This is a genomic window from Pectobacterium punjabense, from assembly GCF_012427845.1.
Taxonomy (GTDB): domain Bacteria; phylum Pseudomonadota; class Gammaproteobacteria; order Enterobacterales; family Enterobacteriaceae; genus Pectobacterium; species Pectobacterium punjabense.
Genome location: NZ_CP038498.1, coordinates 3,089,513 through 3,108,063, shown reverse-complemented (window position 1 = coordinate 3,108,063; position 18,551 = coordinate 3,089,513). Strand labels below are relative to the sequence as shown.

13 protein-coding genes are annotated in these 18,551 nt (G+C 54.5%); 7 read left to right on the top strand and 6 right to left on the bottom strand.

Going from position 1 to position 18,551, the window contains the following annotated elements:
• Nucleotides 1–5: 5 nt before the first annotated feature.
• From nirB to E2566_RS14135, 4 genes are all read left to right on the top strand, one after another.
• Entirely contained in the window at nt 6–4,193 is a 4,188-nt protein-coding gene (gene nirB / locus E2566_RS14150) for a nitrite reductase large subunit NirB (RefSeq protein ID WP_107168536.1), read from the top strand.
• Nucleotides 4,190–6,898: a nitrate reductase gene (locus E2566_RS14145; RefSeq protein WP_107168452.1), complete on the top strand. Its 2,709-nt coding sequence runs from the start codon at nt 4,190–4,192 to the stop codon at nt 6,896–6,898. Before nirB ends, E2566_RS14145 begins: the two co-directional genes overlap by 4 nt.
• Before the next feature lie 25 nt (nt 6,899–6,923).
• Entirely contained in the window at nt 6,924–7,757 is an 834-nt protein-coding gene (gene cobA, locus E2566_RS14140; RefSeq protein WP_107168453.1) for a uroporphyrinogen-III C-methyltransferase, read from the top strand.
• Between the two features lie 163 nt (nt 7,758–7,920).
• Nucleotides 7,921–8,865: an Rpn family recombination-promoting nuclease/putative transposase gene (locus E2566_RS14135; RefSeq protein WP_107168454.1), complete on the top strand. Its 945-nt coding sequence runs from the start codon at nt 7,921–7,923 to the stop codon at nt 8,863–8,865.
• Nucleotides 8,866–8,955: 90 nt separating this feature from the next.
• Here the strand turns inward: E2566_RS14135 and E2566_RS14130 are convergent, their stop codons facing one another.
• The 6 genes from E2566_RS14130 to E2566_RS14105 all read right to left on the bottom strand — a co-directional run bounded on the left by E2566_RS14130 (nt 8,956) and on the right by E2566_RS14105 (nt 14,951).
• Complete coding sequence (locus E2566_RS14130; protein WP_107168455.1) at nt 8,956–9,417, bottom strand: YehS family protein; 462 nt, start codon at nt 9,415–9,417, stop codon at nt 8,956–8,958.
• Nucleotides 9,418–9,532: 115 nt separating this feature from the next.
• The gene (locus tag E2566_RS14125; RefSeq protein ID WP_168444508.1) at nt 9,533–10,606 is read right to left on the bottom strand and encodes an NAD/NADP-dependent octopine/nopaline dehydrogenase family protein; all 1,074 of its coding nucleotides are present in this window, start codon (nt 10,604–10,606) and stop codon (nt 9,533–9,535) included.
• Between the two features lie 48 nt (nt 10,607–10,654).
• Nucleotides 10,655–12,136 (bottom strand): tripartite tricarboxylate transporter permease, encoded by a 1,482-nt coding sequence (locus tag E2566_RS14120; RefSeq protein WP_107168457.1) that lies wholly within the window; start codon nt 12,134–12,136, stop codon nt 10,655–10,657.
• Nucleotides 12,133–12,612 carry a tripartite tricarboxylate transporter TctB family protein gene (locus E2566_RS14115; protein WP_107168458.1) on the bottom strand — a complete coding sequence of 160 codons (480 nt, stop codon included), beginning with the start codon at nt 12,610–12,612 and terminating at the stop codon, nt 12,133–12,135. The genes E2566_RS14120 and E2566_RS14115 overlap by 4 nt, the downstream gene beginning before the upstream one ends.
• On the bottom strand, nt 12,603–13,574 hold the full coding sequence (locus E2566_RS14110) for a tripartite tricarboxylate transporter substrate binding protein (RefSeq protein ID WP_205942456.1): 972 nt from the start codon (nt 13,572–13,574) through the stop codon (nt 12,603–12,605). The genes E2566_RS14115 and E2566_RS14110 overlap by 10 nt, the downstream gene beginning before the upstream one ends.
• Nucleotides 13,575–13,985: 411 nt before the next feature.
• Nucleotides 13,986–14,951: a LysR family transcriptional regulator gene (locus tag E2566_RS14105; protein ID WP_107168459.1), complete on the bottom strand. Its 966-nt coding sequence runs from the start codon at nt 14,949–14,951 to the stop codon at nt 13,986–13,988.
• 345 nt (nt 14,952–15,296) lie between these two features.
• Between E2566_RS14105 and E2566_RS14100 the strand changes: the two genes are divergently transcribed.
• From E2566_RS14100 to E2566_RS14090, 3 genes are read left to right on the top strand one after another with little or no spacing between them, the layout of a single operon-like run.
• A complete protein-coding gene (locus E2566_RS14100; RefSeq protein WP_107168460.1) occupies nt 15,297–16,787 on the top strand; it encodes an NAD(P)-binding domain-containing protein in 1,491 nt (496 codons plus the stop codon).
• On the top strand, nt 16,784–17,626 hold the full coding sequence (locus E2566_RS14095) for an alpha/beta fold hydrolase (RefSeq protein ID WP_107168461.1): 843 nt from the start codon (nt 16,784–16,786) through the stop codon (nt 17,624–17,626). Before E2566_RS14100 ends, E2566_RS14095 begins: the two co-directional genes overlap by 4 nt.
• A complete protein-coding gene (locus E2566_RS14090) occupies nt 17,626–18,546 on the top strand; it encodes an ABC transporter permease (protein ID WP_107168462.1) in 921 nt (306 codons plus the stop codon). The genes E2566_RS14095 and E2566_RS14090 overlap by 1 nt, the downstream gene beginning before the upstream one ends.
• Nucleotides 18,547–18,551: the final 5 nt, after the last annotated feature.

Genomic DNA, 18,551 nt, shown 5'->3' with positions numbered 1-18,551 from the left:
CGATGATGAAACCGCATCTGATAGTGATTGGTAACGGGATGGCGAGCGCTCGATTCGTCGATGTACTGCGGCAACTGGCCGCGACGCGCTATCGAATCACCGTGATTGGTGATGAGCCGCGCGTCAGCTATAACCGCATCCTGTTGTCGCCCGTGTTGAGCGGCGAAAAAGCGTTTACGGATACGTTGCTGACGCCTGCGGCTATCGACGATGATGCGGCGCTGCCGGTGAGTTATCTGTTGGGTGAACGGGTCACCCATATCGATCGTCAAGCGCGTGAGGTGACAACGACGCAACGGCAGATGCATTACGATCATCTGGTGCTGGCGACAGGCTCTACGCCGTTTATGCCGCCGATGCCCGGTATCGATTTGGCTGGCGTATGCGGTTTCCGCACGCTGGATGATGTTGAACTGATGTTAGCGACGATTGCTCAGTCCGTTCCTGCGGTGGTGATCGGCGGCGGTTTGCTCGGCATTGAAGCCGCCGCGGCGCTGCAACTGCGCGGGGCTGACGTCACCTTGCTGCATCGCGTTCCGGTTCTGATGGAGCGTCAACTGGACGCCACGGCGAGCGACCTGTTGTGCGACAGTCTGCGCGCGCGCGGCATTACCTGTATGACGGATGTACAGGTTGCGGCGCTGCACGGTGATGAACACGGCGTGACGGCTGTCGCATTGGCGGATGGCCGCACGATCCCCGCCGGTCTGGTGGTAGTAACCGCTGGCGTGATCCCTGCCAGCCAACTGGCGCGCGAGTGTGGCTTGCCCTGTAATCGTGGCGTCTTGGTAGACGGACAGTTGCAAACCGCCGACCCGTATATCAGCGCGATTGGAGAATGCTGCGAACTCAATGGCGAAATCGTCGGGCTGGTTGCCCCGTGTTTCGCTCATGCCACGCTGGTGGCACAGCGCCTTGCTGGACATGCCCCGCAAGACTATCAGCGTGAACAGGCGACGACGCGGCTGAAAGTCACAGGAATTGGTGTGGTCAGCGGTGGCGATATTAACGTGGCGCCGAATGATGAGGTGTACACCACGTTTGATCCGCAGACGCAGCACTATCGCCGTCTGCTCCTGCGCGACGGTCGGCTGAGCGGTGTCTTGCTATATGGCGACACCGACGACAGCCCGCGTTTGCTGGCCGCGATGGAGAGCACCACTGAAGGCGAGATGATACCGCCTGCCGCGCTGCTTTTCGGCCTTTCTTCCCCTGATTCTGACTCACAGCCTGAAGCTGTAAGGATTCCTGTCATGAGCAAACCTATTTTAGTGGTCGTTGGCCACGGTATGGTCGGCCACTATTTTCTTGAACAACTGGTTGAACGTGATCTGCATCAGCATTACCACATCGTGGTATTTGGCGAAGAGCGCCATGAAGCCTACGATCGCGTTCATCTCTCTGAGTATTTTTCCGGGCGCAGCGCCGCCTCACTGTCGCTGGTAAAAGAGGGCTTTTTTGTCGAGAGCGGTATTGAGCTGCGCAGCGCCAGCGAGATCGTCGCGATCGATCGGGAACGTCAGTGCGTATGTGATGCACAGGGCAGAGAAATCGCCTACGACAAACTGGTGTTGGCGACAGGGTCCTACGCGTTTGTTCCACCGATTCCCGGCAATACGCGCCCCGGCTGTCTGGTTTATCGCACGTTGGACGATCTGGATGCGATTGCCGCACAGGCGAAAAAGGCTAAATCCGGTGTGGTGATTGGTGGCGGTTTGCTGGGGCTGGAAGCGGCCAACGCCCTGCGTCAGCTGGGGCTGGACACCCATGTGGTGGAGTTTGCACCGCGCCTGATGGCGGTACAGTTGGATGACGGCGGTGCAGCAATGCTGCGTCGCAAGATCGAGGCGCTAGGTGTACAGATTCATGTCAGCAAAGAAACACGTGAAATCACCGACGGCGAACAGGCATTGCATCGCCTCTGCTTTGCTGACGGCAGCGTGTTGGAAACCGATCTGGTACTGTTTTCCGCCGGCATTCGTCCGCGTGACAAATTGGCGGATAGCTGTGATTTAGAGAAAGGGCCGCGCGGTGGCATTGTGATTGATGACCATTGCCAGACCTCAGACGACGCGATTTTCGCCATCGGCGAATGTGCGCTGTGGAAAGGCCAGATTTTCGGTCTGGTGGCACCGGGCTACCAGATGGCGCGCAGCGTGGCGGACACCTTGGCGCAGCGCGATACGCCATTTACCGGTGCAGACATGAGTACCAAATTGAAGCTGCTGGGCGTGGAAGTCGCGTCGATTGGTGATGCGCACGGGCGCACGGCGGGAAGCCAAAGCTACCAGTGGACGGATGGCCCGAACGAGGTCTACAAGAAAATCGTGGTATCTGCCGACGGTAAGCATTTACTGGGGGCGGTACTGATTGGCGACAGCAGTGATTACAGTACGCTGCTGCAAATGATGCTCAACGATATGCCGTTGCCTGCACAGCCAGAAGGGCTGATTTTACCGGCGCGTTCTGGCGATGCACCGAAAGGGCTGGGCGTGGCGGCTTTACCTGCCAGCGCACAGATCTGTTCCTGCCACAACGTCAGCAAAGGTGACATCTCCGCTGCGGTAGCGGGCGGCTGCGGCGAACTGGGTGCGCTGAAAACCTGTACCAAGGCGGGGACGGGCTGCGGCGGTTGTGTGCCATTGCTTAAACAGGTGATGGAGTACGAACTGACGCAACTGGGCGTCGAAGTGAAGAAAGATATTTGCGAGCATTTTGCCTATTCGCGTCAGGAGCTGTATCACCTGATCCGCGTGCATGAAATCCGCTCGTTTGACAGCCTGCTTGAGCGTTACGGTCATGGTTTAGGTTGTGAAGTCTGTAAGCCGCTGGTGGGGTCGATGCTGGCCTCCTGCTGGAATGACTATTTGCTGCAACCACAACACCTGCCGTTGCAGGATACCAACGATCGTTTCTTTGCCAATATCCAAAAAGATGGCACCTATTCTGTGGTGCCGCGCGTTCCGGCGGGGGAGATCACACCGGCAGGGCTGATCGCCATCGGTCAGGTGGCACAGCGCTATAACCTGTATACCAAGATCACCGGTGGTCAGCGGGTGGACTTATTCGGTGCGCGATTGGAGCAGCTTCCGGCGATCTGGCGTGAACTGATCGATGCTGGGTTTGAAACGGGTCATGCCTACGGTAAATCGCTGCGTACTGTGAAATCCTGCGTGGGATCGACCTGGTGCCGCTATGGCGTGCAGGATTCCACCGGGCTGGCGATTCAGTTGGAGCACCGCTACAAGGGACTGCGTTCACCGCATAAGATCAAAATGGCGGTGTCTGGCTGTACCCGCGAATGTGCGGAGGCACAAAGTAAAGATATCGGCGTGATTGCCACGGACAAAGGCTGGAATCTCTATGTGTGCGGCAACGGCGGCATGAAGCCGCGCCATGCGGATCTTTTTGCCAGCGATCTCGATACCGAAACCTTGTTGCGCACCATCGATCGGGTGTTGATGTTCTATATCCGTACCGGCGATCGTCTCCAGCGTACCAGCACCTGGATGGATAATCTGGAAGGTGGCATCGACTATCTGCGCCAGGTGATCCTGGAAGACAGTCTGAATATCGGCGAAGAGTTAGATAAAGAGATGCAACGCGTGGTGGAGGCCTACCAGTGCGAATGGCAAACCACGCTGGAAAGCCCGGAACGTCTGGCGTTGTTCCGTGGTTTCCTGAACAGCGATAGCCCGGATGAAGCAGTGGTGATGGTGCCAGAACGCGGGCAGATCCGTCCGGCGCAGGAGCATGAGAAAGCGATATCGCCAGAACCGGTCGCGCTCAAACCCGCCGTGCATGAAGCAGAGTGGGTACAGGTCGCAACGTTGGGTGACATTCCACGTCATGCCGGAATGGCGGCACGCCTCGGACAGCAACAGATTGCGCTATTCCACCTGCCGGGCAGTGAGCAGCAGGTGTACGCGTTGGAAAACCACGAACCGGGCAGCGGGGCGAATGTGCTGTCGCGTGGGTTGATCGGTGACGTGGCGGGCGAACCAGTGGTGATTTCTCCGCTGTACAAAAAACGCTTCAAGCTGCGAGATGGCGTCAGCACGGATGACAGTGCGCTGTACGTTCGCGCCTGGCCGGTGCGCGTAGAAGACGACGAAATCTGGGTGTGCCGTCAACCGCTGGCCGTGCCGGAAAGCGTTGGTCTGACAGACCATGATATGGCGAAAGCATCATGAACGCGCGCGTCTGTCGGACAACCTGCCCGTATTGTGGCGTCGGCTGTGGCGTGCTGGCAGAACACGACGGGCAAGGTGCGGTAAAGATCAGCGGCGATCCGGCACATCCGGCCAATTTGGGGCGGCTGTGCGTCAAAGGCTCCGCGCTGGGAGAGACGCTGGATTTGAAAGGCCGGCTATTGTGGCCGCTCGTGGAAGGCCGTCGTGTTAGCTGGGATCGGGCGCTCGATACGGTAGCCGAACGGCTGCTGGCGACGATGCAGCAGCACGGCCCGCAGTCGGTAGCGTTTTATGGTTCAGGCCAACTGTTGACGGAAGATTATTACGTCGCGAATAAGCTGATGAAGGGCTTTATTGGCGTCGCCAATATGGATACCAACTCACGCCTGTGTATGGCGTCGGCGGTGATTGGCTACAAGCGCGGATTAGGAGCGGATGCGGTTCCCTGTAATTATGAAGATATCGAACAAGCGGATGTCGTGGTGCTGGTGGGCTCGAATACCGCCTGGGCACATCCGGTAGTGTATCAGCGGCTGGTGCAGGCGAAACAGCAGCGACCGCAGATGCAGGTGGTGGTGATCGATCCGCGGCGCACCGCAACCTGCGATATCGCCGATTTGCATTTACCGCTCCAGCCCGGCAGCGATGCGGGGCTGTTTAACGGCCTGCTGCAGTGGATTGCACAAGGTTCGCGTCTCGATCGCGACGCATTGGTAGAACGCTTTTCCGGCGTGGAGGAGGCATTACAGTCAGCACAGGCCTGGTCCGTGGCGCAGGTGGCGGATTTCTGTCAGTTGGATGAAGCCGATGTCGAGTGTTTCTATCATCTGTTCAGCACAAGTGAAAAGGTGGTGACGCTCTATTCGCAGGGGATTAATCAGTCGTCTTCCGGCAGCGATAAATGCAATGCAATTATCAATGCTCACCTGCTGAGCGGCAAAATTGGTTTACCCGGTAGCGGTCCCTTTTCGATAACCGGACAGCCAAATGCCATGGGCGGGCGAGAAGTGGGCGGACTGGCTAATCAACTTGCCAGTCATATGGGTTTTACGCCGCAGGATATCGAGCGCGTGGGGCGTTTCTGGCAGAGCGATAATGTCGCGACGCAGCCCGGACTGAGTGCGGTAGATCTGTTCCGCGCCGTTGAATGCGGCGATATTAAAGCCGTGTGGATTATGGGCACCAACCCGGTGGTATCGATGCCGGATGCCGACCGCGTGAAACAGGCGCTTGAGCGCTGCCCGCTGGTAATCGTCTCCGAAGTGATGCGCCATACCGATACCGCAGAAACCGCCGATATCTTACTCCCCGCGCTAGGCTGGGGGGAAAAAGACGGCACGGTGACCAATTCCGAACGCCGACTTTCCCGCCAGCGCGCCTTTCTGCCTGCTCCGGGGGAAGCCAAAGCCGACTGGTGGATGCTGAGTCAGGTGGCACAACGCATGGGATTTGCTGAGGCGTTCGCTTATCAGCATCCCGCAGAGATCTTCCGTGAACATGCGGCGCTGTCTGGATTTGAGAATAACGGTAGCCGCGCGTTTGATATCAGCGGGTTGGCGACGCTCAGCAATGAGCTGTGGCAGCAGTTGGAGCCGATACAGTGGCCGGTGAATGCGACATACCCACACGGGCGCGCCCGACTGGGTGACGATGGCCGATTCTGGCATGCCGACGGCAAAGCGCGTCTGGTGGCGGTCACGCCGTCGCTGCCGCAAAGCCCGTGGAGCGCGGCGTATCCGCTGGTGCTGAACACCGGACGTATCCGCGATCAGTGGCACACGATGACGCGTACCGGTAAAGCCGCCCGTCTGATGCGTCATATCAGCGAACCTTATTGCGAACTGCACCCACAGGATGCACAGACGCATGATATTCAGGCAGGCGATTTGGTACGTCTGTCATCGGTTCATGGCTGGATGTTGGCGCGGGCGCGCCTTGATGTTGGGCAGGCGCGCGGCAGCGTGTTTGCGCCGATGCATTGGAATCAGCAGTTCAGCGCTCAGGCGCGAGCTGACAGTTTAGTTGCCCCGATTACCGATCCGTATTCCGGTCAGCCGGAAAGTAAACACAGTCGGGTGCGTATCCAGCCGTGGCATACCGCCTGGCAGGCTACGCTATTTTTTGCCGATGAACCGGTTTTAGCGCCATTAACATTACCCGCAGAGCATGATGTTCTGCCGCCGCCTGCAACCTATTGGAGCAAAGTGCCCCATGAAGGTGTGACGCAGTATCTGTTTGCCGACCGCACGCCGGTAGACGACTGGCAAGCATGGCTAACTGAGCATTATGGATTGGAAAATATGCAGTGCCAGATCGCACAGGGCAACGGCGTGTTTCACCTGATTGGCTGGCGTGAGGGGCGCGTCGTGCTGGCCTGTTATGTCAGTGCACAAACGCTACGCATCGACAGCGATGCGGTGTGTCAGGCGTTTGCCACACCGCCACTGTTGCCGCATGAGCGTCAGGCGCTGTTGGCGGGTCAGGCACCGCAGGGGCAGGTGACGCAAGGGGCGACGATTTGCAGTTGCTATAGCGTCGGTGAAGCGATCATCGTCGGCGCGATTCGTAAAGGGTGCCATAGCGTGGCGGCATTAGGCGGCACGCTGAAATGTGGCACTAACTGTGGTTCCTGTATCCCCGAACTGAAGGCCTTATTGAGTCAGCATGTACCAATAACGGTCGATGAACTGAAAAAAGCAGGTTGAGCGCCACGGCGTAATGAGGTGTGACATGATGACAACACAATCAATATTGGCACAGGGGCAGCGGCGTCAGCCCGTACTCGGTGGTGAAATCTGGCTGGTGGGTGCAGGTCCGGGGGATGCGGAACTGCTGACGCTGAAGGCGCTGCGAGCAATCCAGCAGGCGGATGTTGTGGTTTACGATCGGCTGGTGTCGGCAGAGATTATGGATCTGGTGCCAGAACAGGCGCTGTGTATCGACGTCGGCAAAACGCGCGGCTGTCATCGACTGTCGCAGGAAAAAATCAATCAGTTGTTGGTCGAGCTAGCGCAGGCAGGACAGCGGGTGATCCGTCTCAAGGGCGGCGATCCGTTTATTTTTGGGCGTGGTGGCGAAGAAATGGACTATGCCCAGCAGGCGGGAATTGTCTGTCACGTGGTGCCGGGCATTACTGCGGCGACGGGCTGCGCCGCGGCGGTAGGACTACCGCTAACTCACCGTGCCTGTGCGCAGTCGGTGCGTTTTGTGACGGGGCATTCGCGCGATGGCGAACCACAGTTGGACTGGCCGACGCTGGCGGACAGCCAGCAAACGCTGGTGTTCTACATGGGGTTGAGCCACAGCAGTCGGCTGTGTCAGCGCCTGATTGAACACGGGCTGTCCGCGCAGACGCCCGTTGCGATTATCGAACGCGGTACTCAGCCCGATCAGCGGCTATTGACCGCGACGCTGGCAACCCTACCGGCATTATTGGCACGCTATCAACCACAGTCGCCCAGCCTGCTGGTGGTCGGTGACGTCGTTCGCTTCTGCCGCCATCCGGCACTGGGTGTTGACGCGATTCCCGCGCGGCTGACGATGGAAAAACATGAAGCTGCCTGACGGCAACAGATTCTTTTCGACGATTAGCGCCTTGTTTTTAACATGAAAAACGTGTTTTCTTCGAGGCGCTTTCCACTTCCTATGCCGTTTTCTGTTTTGATACCGCATCCCCCTTATCCTCCTCACTGAGTTTTAGCCAGTGTCTGACAAGAAAGGGGATGAAATGCCATCGCATGATGCGATCTTTAAACTGTTTCTGAGCGACATCGCGGTCGCACGGGATTTTCTGACTATCCATCTACCGGATAGCATTCGTGAGCGATGTGATTTCAACACACTGCAATTGGAGTCGGCGTCGTTTATTGATGAAAAGCTGCGTGCGCGGATATCGGACGTGCTGTACTCGCTGCGCACCACCGCAGGTAAAGGGTACATTTACTGCGTGATTGAACACCAAAGTCGCCTGGAAAAGCAGATGGCTTTCCGACTACTGCGCTATTGCCTGGCCGCCATGCAGCAACATCTGGATCAAGGACACGATCGTTTACCTCTGGTGGTGCCCCTGCTGTTTTACCATGGCAGATCGCGACCTTATCCTTACAGCCTTCGCTGGCTGGACAGCTTCGCCGATCCCATACTGGCACAAGCGCTGTATGAACAACCTTTCCCACTGGTTGATTTAACCGTTATGCCGGACGATGAGATTCGCACGCACCGGCGTATGGCGTTACTGGAATTGGTACAGAAGCATATTCGTACCCGTGATATGCTGGAGTTGGCGCGAGAGATTGGGTTACTATTTGAACACTGGTCGGTGCCGCTGACGCAGCGTCGGGCGCTGTTATTTTATATTGCACAAGCGGGCAACACATCTAAACCCGCAGATTTCATTGACGCACTGGCTGCACCGCTATCAACCGGTCAGGAGGACATTATGACGATTGCAGAACAATTGAAAAAAATGGGATTCGAGGAAGGAATTCAACGCGGTATTCAGCAAGGATTGGAGCAGGGCATTGAACAAGGGATGAAAAGCAGTGCCAGACAAATTGCCCGTAATTTATTGCTAACGGGAATGGATAAACACAGCGTGCAGCAGGTCACTCAGCTTGAGACAGAAGAGTTGGAGCAACTGGTTACGGCGATCCTCAATGAAACACAGCATTGATGTGTGATGCTAAAAATCGAGCGTTGCTGCTGCCTGTTACGAAAAAAGGTCAGAGAGACAACGCTCATGTCTTTTATTAACGGAATATTTTTAGCCTTTGACCCGTGCAGTCAGCCCTTTTAGAAAGTAGCGGATCACCTGATCGCCGCAGGTGCGGTAGTTTTTGTGGTCAGGGGCGCGCATCATCGCGGTGACTTCCGGTACTGAAATTCGAAAATTTTGTGCCATTAGGATCGCTTGAATATCATCCGTTTTTAGTGAGAAGGCGACGCGCAGCTTTTTCAGGATAATATTATTCGTCATCTTGCGCTCAAACTGTGGTGCAGGCTGGTTTTCATCTTGACCGCGTTTTTGCAGAATCAACCCATTCAGGAAATAACTCATCACGATGTCCGGGCAAGGCTGGTAGCCTTCCTCTCCCTCTTTTTTGACGTAGCTCGCCAACTGCTGGGGAGGGACGGTCATCTCCACCAGCGCCAGGATTTTCAGCAGGTGGTCATTATTGAAATTCAGCATATAGCGCACGCTGCGCAGGACATCGTTGTTCATCATTACCGGTTTTTTCTCGCCACTCGTCTTGGTTATTGCCGGGTAGTATAAGGGAAGCGCAAATAAATGCAGAGGCGATCGCTATCGTTATGATGAATTTTCGTTTCTGAAGTCGGTATCACGGTGTTGTCGCCTTCATATCATTCGCGTGATAGCCCGCATAAAGGCAGTGCTGCAAATCAAGTAATGACATTTTTTCTAATTCAAGCATCGGCAATATTGTATTGTCACGGCGAAAATCCCGTCCCCATATGGCGGCAACCACGTTTATTACCGAGGTATGCTGTGGTAATACTAAGCCCACTTTTTTTGCCATCGCTTCAGCAAAGACCAATCCATACGGTGTGTCTTCTAAGATAAAACGTGTATCCAGCGTTGTTGGGCCTGCCGGACCTCCGCGCCTCCGATGAAGTTCCTCTGCGATATCCGCCAGTTCATTTTCAGGCAGATCAAAAGATTGCTGAAAGTGTGCCTCAATACTGTGGATCGTGAGCCCAAAGTGTTGGGCCAGTGTTTGACGTTCTTTTTCCAGTGAGGTAATCAAGTTGGCAACCCCCGGCGTCAGGTAGTGATATTGAGGCCAGCTTTCATGTCTTTCTATCCGCGTGACGTTACACAGCGCCAGTCCCAGGTGAGCGATGGGATTAATGTTGATCAACGATGTTGCCAGCACGTTGGTTTGGGCGCGGAAGCGGGGGCCAAATAGGGTTGAACATAGGGCGATTGCGCGTTCATTCTCCTGCATGGGCAAGGTGGCAACATGTACAAATTTTCTGGCGGCCATGATAGCGACTTCACATCCATTCGCCTGACGGCGAGCGGTGAGTACCGTCGTACCCCAGGTAATGATGGGGGCACTGATACGGCGTTCTGCCAGCCGTCTGGAAAGATACAGTGCGCTCAGCGAACAGGCGCTATTAATAATAATGGGTTGGTCATTTTTGATATGGGGCACAAATGCATCAATAACCGTTCGATGGCCATACCCAGGCACACAAAGGAGGACAACCTCTGCGTGGTTGACTGCAACGGCTTCCGGTAAAAGGATAAAGGATAAACGGTGCTGTCTGGCCCGTAAGGGAGCCAGATTTTCTGCATGAGGTGACCACAGAATAGACGTGTGCCCTGTTGAAGCCAGCCAGGCTGCGCTGGCGAAACCGATATTTCCTGCGCCAAGAATGGCAACTTTCATAGTAAATCCCTTGATATGAGATAGGAACCGTTTTGACTGTGGGTGACGCTAGCGTTCTCGGAGATATCGCCAATAGGGTGTGAGTAAGATGAAAATCGTCAGCAGAATTAACAGCCACGATAAAGGCGAACTGGCTAATGCTGTGATCTGACCATTGGAGAGTGTAAGGGCGAGATTGAGCTGCGTTTCTGCTATTGGCCCGAGCATCACCCCCAAAATAATAGGTGCGCTGGGATAATCGAGTTTCTCCATAAAATAGGCGAATAGGCCAATGCCAAGAAATAGATAAAGATCAAACGCTGAGTTATTGACGGCATAGACTCCGACGGTAATAAACAGCATGATGACGGGAGCCAGCAGGATCGTTGGCAAGCGTAAAGCCTGACCGAAAAGACGGGTGGCCGTCAGGCCGCCGACAACGGCAAGTAGCAGTGCGGAGAGCAGCATTTGCAGCATAAAGCCGTAAACAATATCGGGGTGCTCTTGAAAGAGTTGAGGACCGGGGCGTAACCCTTGTACCAGCAGCCCGCCCAAGATTACGGCAGCTACGCCGGAACCGGGTATCCCCAGCGTTAAGGCCGGAATCAGCGATGACGCATTGTCAGCGCCATTGCCAGCTTCTGATGCGGCGACGCCTTTCGGGTTACCGGTTCCGAAGCTATCGGGATCGGCGTCGCGCCGTTTAGCGTCGTTATAGGCGAGGTAGCAGGACATACTGCCGCCCGCACCGGGAAGGATACCAATCACGATGCCGATAAAAGAGCTACGTAGCCAGACCGGCAGGAATTGACGCCATTGCGAGAGCACTGAACCCTGGCTTTTCAGCCTCAATAAATGGCGGGGTAAGCCTGTGGTAAGGGCCTGTTCGACCATCTGAATCACCGGTGGAAAGGCAAACAGCGCGGTGAGCAGAACGACCAGATCCAACCCTTCCGTAAGTTCGAGTAAACCAAAGGTATAACGTTCATCTCCAGTGGAGATATCCAGACCAATAGTACCGATTGCCAACCCGAGCAGTGCGGCAATCAAGCCTTTCAGAAAATCATTTCCCAGAAGTGAGGTTACGGTAGCAAGCCCGAGCAGAGAAACCCAAAAGTAATCGGCGGGGCTAAACGCCAAACCAATGGTTGCCAGACCGGGGGCAAAGAGGATCAAGGCGATTGCTGACAAGACGCTGCCAATGACACCGGATACCACGGCGACCTGTAACGCATAGGCCGCTTTGCCTTGTTGCGTCAGCGCGTAGCCGTCAAGCACCGTTGCGACGGAGGCGGGTGTACCGGGGATGCGTAATAAAATGGCCGGAATTGCGCCACCATAACTGCCGCCGTTATACATTCCCGCCATCATGCCCAAGGCAAACAGCGGATCGACGCCAAACGTCAACGGGATAAGGACGGCAATACCGGTCGTGACGGTGAGACCGGGTAATGCGCCGACGATCAACCCCGCAACGGTTCCGATTAACACCGCTAGCAGGTTGGTGGGGACGAAAACATGCGGTAAGGCATTTATTAACGCATCAATCATAAAATGTTCTCCAGCCACACTTCAAACATGCCGTCCGGAAGTTGGCGGGCCAGTAATATCCGAAAAACGACAATAATGAACAGGAGCGTTCCGCCCACGGTAGCCAGTATCCTCCCCCATTGCCGGTAGCCCGCCAGTAGCGGCAGGGTGATGCCGAATAGTAGACTGGCAGCAATGTAACCCACGTGGTTCGTCAGCAGAATGTAGGCCGTCACCATCACAAATCCCATGATGACGCGCAGGGGGGCATGCAGCAGTCGAGAGGTTGCCCCTTCCTCTTTTGGCCGTTGCCAGCAGGCTTTAATAATGAGCGCCAGGCCACTTACGGCGAGGAGTACCGCCAGGGTACGAGGGAATGCGGCGCTGGCTGACGAGTATTTCCCCGCTTCAATAAACATCCCACTGGCGATGACGACCCATAACGCCGCAAAAAACAGCTCGGTATGGTGGCGTGTGGGGTTGAGTGTTAACGCCATGGTGTCAATTTCCAGGTTTCTGCCAGATCGGTATTAATGCGTTGAATCAGCGTGCTGTAGCCGTGCGCATTCAGATAGTTGAGGGGGATTTCTGCTTTTTGCGCCGCCTCCAGATATTCCGGGTCGTTAATCACCGCATGCAGCGCTTTTTCAAGTTTGGCGACAATTTCGGGCGGCGTCCCTTTTGGTGCGGCAATACCACGTGATGTGCCTGCCACCAGATCGATCTGTTGCTCACGGAACGTAGGGGCGTCTTTTAACAGCGGATAGCGTTGCTCTGCCATCAAGCCCAGAATGCGGATCTGGCCTTCCCGGGCGAGTGGCAAGGCTTCACTGAGATTCATGGTGGCGGCAGGGACGTGATTACCCAATACCGCCTGTCTGACGGGGGCGGTGCTGCCAAAAAACGCCGCCTTGAACTGTACGTCAGCCAGTCGGTTTAAATTCAGAATAGCGACATGCTCAGAGGAGCCCGCAGCACCCGATGTGCCAATGACCAGCGTGTCAGGTGATTGCCGTGCGACATCAATAAACTGCGCTAGCGTTTTGTAAGGACTGTCCTTATTGACCACCAAAATGCCGGGGTCATACACAATATTGGCGATAGGTTGAAAATCATTCATCGTGAATTTGGCTTTCCCTTCCACGACCAGCGCATTGGTGGCGGGGGGATTAATCATACCGATGGTGTAACCGTCTGGTTTTGACTGAGCCAACACCGTCCAGCCGATTTCACCTCCCGCGCCTGGTTTATTAATGACGGCAATTCGGGCATTGTTGCCTAAATGTTTTTCAAGATAGTGAGCAATTGAGCGGGCAGCAATATCGGTCCCGCCGCCAGGCGCAAAGGCGACCAGCATTTGTATGGGTTTCTCAGGATATTCCGCGAGAACAGAAGCAGGAAATAACGGGCTGAATAATGTCAGACTCATGGCAAGTTTAGTGAATATACGTGTTTTCATTTTATCATTACCCTTGATGATGTGAGTTTGGAATAATAAACCGTTAATTAATACGTCATGGCTTGAGTGTGTTTTTAGTAAATACACTCAAGCTCTTTTTCTCATGTCGAAAAAGAGAAATAGGTGCGGCACTATCCAGACTAATATTGGATGATTAATCTCATGGTGCTTTTTATTATGTTTATACTCGTCATACTTTACGTTGCATGTGCGTTGGTTGTGCTATTTGGCCTGCCGCCCAGCAGGTCAACGCGTTGCGTTGTTTAAAGCGAATACGTTTTGTCCTGAAACTCGAATTATTTAGGGTATATCGTGGGGTAAGTGATTACCCCAGTGATTTTTTTTGAGCTGTTATTTTATTTAGATGCCGTGTTATATAAATAAGCGCTAACGTACCTCGATTTATATTTTTCAGGCGTTTAATGACGACATGATTTTATGATGATCGTCTGAATGAAAAAGAGTGAAATGCGGTAACAGTTCTCTGGCGGTATTCTCCAGAGCATCCACAATTTGCAACACGCTGGTACGGGCGGTTTTTGCCAGCGGCGTAATCACGCCAAAATGATAGGGAATATCAATATCTAACTCCCGAATAATCAGGCCATTTAGCGGTAAACCATAGGCTGTCACCGGTTCGGTAATGGCGACACCCAAACCCGCTCGGACACAGGCCAACACGTTGGCCGATGAATTGGTTTCAATCGTATAGCGGGGCTGGATTTTGGCTTTTTTCATTGCCAGTTCAAAGCGGTTACGCAGACGATAGGGGTTATAAAGCGTAATAATCTTACGGGAAACCAGCGCCTGTAAGGTAATGATGGCTTCCTGAGCCAGCGGGTCATCTTCACTGAGTACCACCACGCAACGCGATTGCCCGATCCAATGACGGTTAACGTTTTTATGCTCCAGCGGCAGGCTGCTGATGGCGATATCGGCACGGCCATCAATCACGGCATGTAGCGTCTGCTCTGCGGAATAACTCAAGATCTGCAACGGCGTAGAGATATCCACCTTTGACAAGGCTATTGGTAATAATCCTGCAGCCATGGCCGGTGTGGCGGCGATCACCAACGGTTTTTCTTCATCTTCAGCGATCTCTTTTGCCCGCACTTGCACCTGATGTAGGGAAATTAACGCGTGCTCCACGGATTCATGTAGCTGATAGGCCTGTTCCGTCGCCGTGATGCGGGGTCCGTTGCGTTGAAACAGAGGATAGCCAATTTTATTCTCAAATTCCTGAATCAGACGCGTAACTGCGGGCTGCGAGCGATGAAGGATTTTTGCCGCAGAGGTGATACTCCCAGACGAGATGACTGCGGAGAACGCTTCCAGTTGGCGTAAATCCAGATCGTCTAACATGGCTACCTTCGACATACCCTTACTTTCCTTATCGCTTCCATAACAGGCTAATTCGCTGGCAGCTTAGCCAGCGCACACCGCCATCATCTTCTGACATTTTTAAAATCATGCGGCATCTTTTCGAACTTGTATATGCACATTTCTTCATAAAGACAGATAAATTTATCATTAACAAATCGCATGATTAACGATTAATAATTCTGTTTTGACATGATTGGGTGAAAAGGCTAACGCGTCATAAAAAGGGATTAATGAGCGACGTCTGGGTAAAGGCCTACGGGATGATACCGGATAAGGCAGCAAGTCGTGCCCCGTTCAGATGAAACACATAACCAACATAGCGACAGGAGATCTGCGTAAATGACCACCGCCAACAGGGCAGGATTAACGGCATTGGAAGCCCGTTTAAAAGACGATTTACAACTGCTTGAACTCCCCGCCAAGCCGTGGGTGCATGCCTCCTATCGCGCCGGACAGCCTGTTAGCGATGTTATCATCATGGGGGCAGGAATGTGTGGGTTGGTCGCTGCGGCGTCGCTCAAACTGCTCGGGATCCATAACGTCATCTGCCTCGATAAAGCCCCTGCTGGTCAGGAAGGGCCGTGGAAAACCTTCGCCAGAATGGAAACGTTGCGCTCGCCTAAACACTTGGCGGGGCCTGCGCTTGGGCTGCCAGCATTGACATTTCGCGCCTGGTATCAGGCACAGTTTGGCCGGGAAGCGTGGGAATTACTGGATAAAATTCCGCGCACCCAGTGGATGGACTACCTGATCTGGTTTCGTTCCGTTCTCGAACTGCCAGTGATTAATGACACAGAAGTGACGCTGTTACAGCCTGATGTCGATGGCCTGATAGCGGTAGAGACCCGAAATACGCTGACGGGGGAAACGCTGCGCCGCTATGCACGGCGAGTGGTGTTAGCCAGCGGACGTGATGGGTTGGGTGGCCCTTATGTCCCGGATTTGGTGCGTTCACTGGATAGGAAATTTTGGGCACATTCGGCAGATAACATTGATTTTTCTGCGTTGAAAGGTAAACGGATCGGTGTTATCGGCGCAGGTGCCTCGGCGATGGATAACGCCGCAACCGCGCTGGAACAGGGCGCTAAACAGGTTGATATGTTCATTCGCCGTCAGGATATACCGCGTATCAACAAATTTACGGGTATCTCCAGTCAGGGAGTGGTTCAGGGTTTTGTTGGGCTCAGTGATGAATGGAAGTGGCGATTTATTCTATCAACGCTAGCGGCACAAACACCACCACCGCGCGATTCAACGCTGCGCGTTTCGCGCCATGCTAACGCTTTTTTCCACCTCGGTAGCCCGGTAACCGCGCTGGACATCAAGCATGATGAGATCGTTTTGCATACGCCGACGGGAACATGGACGCTTGATTTCCTTATCTTTGCGACCGGCTTCCAGATTGATCTGGCGTATCGTGCGGAATTACGTCTGTTCTCACCTTACATCAAACAATGGCAGGACGTTTTTGCCCCTGAACCAGGTCAGGAACATGGCGAATTGGCGACTTCGCCTTATCTCGGGCCGTCGTTTGAGTTTCAGCAAAAAACGGCAGGGCAGAGCCCGCTGCTGTCACACCTTTATTGCTTTAACTACCCCTCGGTATTAACGCACGGCAAGCTATCTGGCGATATCCCCGCGGTGAGCGCAGGGGGCGATCGGCTAGCGCAGGGAATCGCCCGCAGCTTATTTGTTGAAGACAGAGAAAAGCACTATGCCGATCTGCTGGCGTTCGATACGCCTGAGCTGTTGGGGGATGAATGGCGAGATGTAGAGCAGGGTGTGAGCGTGACATCGAACATCGCTAGTCGTCAGGGGGAAAGCGTATGAATAGCATTACGCTCAACGGGGCGACGTTTGCCTACGATCTGGCTGGCGACGACCAACAGCCTACGATTGTGGTTCTGCATGGCGGGCGCGGTATTGGCGATCGTCGCAGTGATTTTCAGGCCTTTTTGCCGCTGGCCGATCGCTATCGTCTGCTGGCTTACGATCAGCGTGGCTGCGGAGAATCGAGTCTGACACCCCCGTTTACTTTCGAGCAGATGGTGGACGATCTGGAGGCATTTCGTCAGCAGGTTGCTGGTGGTAAGAAAATCATTCTGATCGGTGGATCGTTTGGCGGCATGATAGCCCTGAGCTACGCGACGAAATACCCCGATGGCCTGAGCCATTTGATTCTGCGTGGAACGGCACCGAGTCACCATCATGAAGCGGGGGCGATTGCCAATTTTCAGGCACGTCTCCATCAAGCTCCGTCGGCCTCGCTGGAGATGGTTCATAAGCTGTTTTCCGATCGGGTCACGGATGATACGGAATTACGCCTCATCTGGCTGGCGCTCCAGCCGCTGTATTACGAGAACTTTGACGCGAATGCTGCGCTAGAGCGAACACGCACCTTATCTCTGCATGCTGAAACGCATAATGCCCTGTTTGCCGATAAAGCGTATGACCTGCGAGATAAGCTAGCCGATATCGCTGTGCCAGCGTTGGTTATCGTCGGGGGGAATGACTGGATTTGCCCACCCGATCAGTCACGACGTATTGCTCACGGTATTCCCGGTGCACGCTATGTAGAGATCGCCGGCGCTAATCACCCCGTCCACATTGAAGAAAATGCCCGCGTGTTGGCCGAAATCGGTACTTTTTTGTCCGGTGAGGAGAGCTGATGCTGCGCTATGTTCTGACCCGGCTGATTGAGTCGCTAGTGGCGATATGGGGCGTGGTGACGCTGGTCTTTTTTGTTACGCACGTGCTGGGTGACCCGACGGTCTTATTGTTGCCGGTGGGGGCCGGTCAGGCAGAGCTGGATGCGATGAGGCAGAGTCTCGGGCTCGATCGTCCCTTAATGGAGCAATACGTGCAGACGCTCTTGGCCATGCTGCGCGGCGACTTCGGGATGTCGTTTCAGTACATGCGGCCTGCATTGGATATCGTGCTACAGCATATGCCAGCCACTATGAAATTGGCGGGGGTGGCGCTATTGCTCGGTGTTGTGCTGGGCGCGCTAGCGGGAACGCTGGCGGCACTGCTGCGTGGGACGTTGGCGGAACTGATCGTGATGGTGCTGGCATTACTGGGTCAGGCGACGCCGGTTTTTTGGCTTGGGATCATGTTGATTCTGTTTTTTGCCGTCAATCTTGGATGGTTGCCTACGGGAGGAAGCGGTAGCCTGGCACATTTGGTGCTGCCCGGTATTACGCTAGCCGTATTTGTGACGGCTTCCATTGCTCGCCTGCTGCGCTCTTCCTTGTTGGATATTCTGCGCGAGGATTACGTGCGCACGGCGCGAGCAAAAGGTCTGTTACCCCATACCGTCTTTCTCTGGCATGTCGCGCGTAATTCGTTGATCCCTGTCATCACGATGGTGGGGATTATTGCAGGTGAATTGCTTGGGGGCTCGGTGGTAACGGAGACGGTCTTTGCCTGGCCCGGCGTGGGGCGGCTAATCGTACAGGCGATACAGATGCATGATTTCCCTGTCATCCAGGCGGGTGTTGTGGTCATGGCCGTTATTTTCGTGGCGATCAATTTCATTGTGGATCTGCTTTATGGCGTGCTGGACCCACGTATTTCACGTCGGCGCTAAGGAAC